Here is a 3043-nt window from a genome sequence, read left to right as displayed (position 1 = left end):
AAGCACCCTATCAACGAAAAGCCCGGTAAATCCCATGAGCAACATTATTGCATATGCCATCTCCACGTTATGGAAATACGCGTATTTCGATAGTATGTATCCGATTCCTCTGTTGGATATTCCGGGCATCGCTTCAACACCAATCCGGAGCGCCCAGCACAACAAAAAGCCTACTCTAAGGGCAGTTAGTTTTGCACCGTAACTCGAAATTAGTGCAACCACAAGAATGGGTATCAGAACTGAGTGTAAGAGACCCGTAAGTTGTGAGAGCCCAAACCACACGACCAGCATGGGTGTTATTCCTGCGATTCCAACCCCAGAGGCGAATAACAGAAACCACAAAAATGGATTTAAAGCCCATTCCACCTTTTTAAATCTGTTCATAAGCATTCCCAGTGGCAGACCCACCAGCGATATTATCAACAGCCCCAGCAGTGAGAATGCGAGCGTGCTTCCAAGGTGGTAAGCCAGCGACGGAGAAAATGCGTTTACAACCACAGCGGAGAATGGTGGTAGAGTGAGTGGGTCATGGACTACTCTTGCCAATAGCTCCCAGAACAAAAACAACACGATAAAGGGAATGCTGTGGTAAAACCACCGAACAATTCCCTGTTTATTTCCGTCTTCCATCATTTTATCCCCCCTCCTTCATAAAAAGCTCCTATTATTCCAAATAGAACTACAAAGACATTTCTTTCAGTCATCTTTATGTTCCTCCTTTGTCATTCATGTACATGTATCTTTTCATCTTTTTCGCTTCCTTTTTATTTTATGGTATAGTCGTAACTATCCGCTCTTTGTTCAGATATCTGGTCAGGTATGTTGTGAGTGCCAGTAAAAGCATGGCTACAACAAGCATAGCCCCGATAGCGACCCACGAAAAAACGTACACTCCACCAATCACATTTTTAGTGAAAAAGAGTGCGAGAAATATCACAAAAAATATTGTGGTATTCAGAATCTGGTTTTCTCGCATGCCCAGCAGAAAGTGCCCGAAGCCCAGAAGACCTGCAGCAGCGGCTATGAACGCTGGGACAACAAGAAAGACATGAAGAACGATGGCAGGCGATGGCAGCAGCATTGACGTTGAAAAGATATTTGCAATTATGGTTATCAGGGCAGCTGTCAGTAGGGCGATTAAATAAGCAGGAATAGTAACGCCAACTACTTTTCCGGACCATATTTCTCTCAGGCTAAGAGGTGTACACAGTAATGTTTCTATAATACCCTCTCTTTTCTCATTGAAAAATACCCTTCCTGAGAAGAGGTATGCCATGAATATACCCAGCATCAGCACAAAATAGAAAAGCAGGTTATTAAATTGATCAAATACCGCGGATTCTTCTACTGTTTTGACCCCGACTGCTGTTATTACACTGAACCACACGGCAAAAAATATACCTACAAGCATCTGACTTCTGGTCTTTATAATTCCTTTCATCTCCTTCTTTGCGACCACCCATATCTTATTCATTCTGCTCCCTCCCTTTCTGTACAATATCCAGATACACGTCCTCTAAGGACTTCGTGACCCACTTTATCTCTTCGACTACTATGCCATTTCTCATCAGTACACTCAGAATCGTTGAACTTTTCTCATTACGTATCACGGCTGTTATCCTCGAATCGTCTCGCTCACAATCAGAGACAGAGACGAAATCCAGTGAATTTAAGATGTTTAATGCCTTCTCTGCATCTTTGCTATCAGAAAGAGTGATTTCAACACGGGGCTTATCCATTTTTTCCCTTAAATTTTTGACCGTGTCATGCGCTTTTATCTCACCGCTTTGAAGTATCGCTATCTTTGTGCATATCCGCTGGACCTCATCGAGGTCATGAGAATTGAGGAATATTGTAACACCCATCTCTTCAGAAAGTTGAAGTATCAGGTCCCTCACCATTATCTGCGCCTCGGGATCCAAACCCGATGAAGGCTCATCCAGGAACAAAACTTCCGGCTCGTGTACTATCGCTCTCGCCAAAGCCAATTTCCGTCGCATACCCTTCGAGAACCTGCCAACTTTATCGTTTATTCTATCAGAAAGCCCCACGGATTCCAGGAGTTCTCTAATCCTCCTCTTTCGCTCTATTCTATCCGAGAGCCCATAAAGCTGTGCATAGTAATCCAGATTTTCATAAGCAGATAACCTGTCATATACGCCGTCATCTTCTAAAAGAACGCCAACTTTATTTCTGAGTGCTTCGTTCTCGCCCAGACCCAGATTTTGTCCCATAACAAACGCATTCCCGGATGTTGGATTAAGAAGACCCAGAATTATTCTCAGCGTTGTTGTCTTTCCTGCTCCGTTCGGTCCCAAATAGCCGAATATCTCACCTTCTTTCACTTCAAAACTGACGTCCTTAAGCACTGTCTTCCCGTTAAACGTTTTTGTTAGGTTTTGTACTTCTATCATTTCCTGCTCTCTTTGACCTATTTTTTCAATTCACTCGCCTCTATCTTTACAGCTTTACTCTTTCTAAATATGAATATCCTCGCATGTTGCCCTGAATAAATAAAACCGCCCTTTTCCACCTCCTCAATTAATTTCTTCGCTGACCCCCTGGTCTTTTCAAATGAAAGCACACCCCCTGGTTTTAAAATACGATGTATCTCGGCTATAACATTTCCCAGCCCACCGGCGATGTAACGAAGCCCAAAAATAAATGTAAGGTCTATACTCTGGTCTGGTAGCCCCGTATCAGATGCGTTTGCGAGCATCGGCTTAACGTTCTTCATCCCCTCCCTCTCGATTTTCTCTTTTACTCGTTCAATTGCAAGCGGATGCACATCCACCGCATACACCACGCCTTCTTCTCCTACTATTTTTGCCGCAGGTATCGTAAAGAACCCCGGACCGCAGCCAACCTCCAGCACTTTCTGCCCGTGTTTCAACCCCGCCATTCTCAATAGCTTGTATGGATCACAGAAAACCGAACGAATGGGATTGTCGTGTATCAATGCGAGTATTCTGAACGATAAGTTAGACATGTGTTTTGTTTCTTTATTACTCATTTAAATCCCCCCTTCTTTTCATGCTTGCGC

At 43.6% G+C, this 3043-nt stretch carries 4 protein-coding genes; all 4 read right to left on the bottom strand.

What is annotated here, in order from left to right:
• On the bottom strand, nt 1-633 hold a 633-nt coding region (locus J7J01_04895), incomplete at its 3' end, for a hypothetical protein (protein ID MCD6210217.1).
• Nucleotides 634-769: 136 nt separating this feature from the next.
• The gene (locus tag J7J01_04890; GenBank protein MCD6210216.1) at nt 770-1474 is read right to left on the bottom strand and encodes a hypothetical protein; all 705 of its coding nucleotides are present in this window, start codon (nt 1472-1474) and stop codon (nt 770-772) included.
• The gene (locus J7J01_04885; GenBank protein ID MCD6210215.1) at nt 1467-2414 is read right to left on the bottom strand and encodes an ABC transporter ATP-binding protein; all 948 of its coding nucleotides are present in this window, start codon (nt 2412-2414) and stop codon (nt 1467-1469) included. Before J7J01_04885 ends, J7J01_04890 begins: the two co-directional genes overlap by 8 nt.
• A gap of 17 nt (nt 2415-2431) precedes the next feature.
• Nucleotides 2432-3013, bottom strand: a complete 582-nt coding sequence (locus J7J01_04880) for a methyltransferase domain-containing protein (GenBank protein MCD6210214.1) — start codon at nt 3011-3013, stop codon at nt 2432-2434.
• Nucleotides 3014-3043: the final 30 nt, after the last annotated feature.

This window comes from Methanophagales archaeon, from assembly GCA_021159465.1.
Classification (GTDB): Archaea; Halobacteriota; Syntropharchaeia; order Alkanophagales; family Methanospirareceae; genus G60ANME1.
The sequence above is the reverse complement of the archived record's forward strand: the minus strand, read 5'-3'. Positions and strand labels throughout refer to the sequence as shown.

Coding starts and splice junctions, on each gene's coding strand:
- J7J01_04880 (MCD6210214.1), bottom strand. CDS start 3,013: ATGAGTAATAAAGAAACAAAACACATGTCTAACTTATCGTTCAGAATA.
- J7J01_04885 (MCD6210215.1), bottom strand. CDS start 2,414: ATGATAGAAGTACAAAACCTAACAAAAACGTTTAACGGGAAGACAGTG.
- J7J01_04890 (MCD6210216.1), bottom strand. CDS start 1,474: ATGAATAAGATATGGGTGGTCGCAAAGAAGGAGATGAAAGGAATTATA.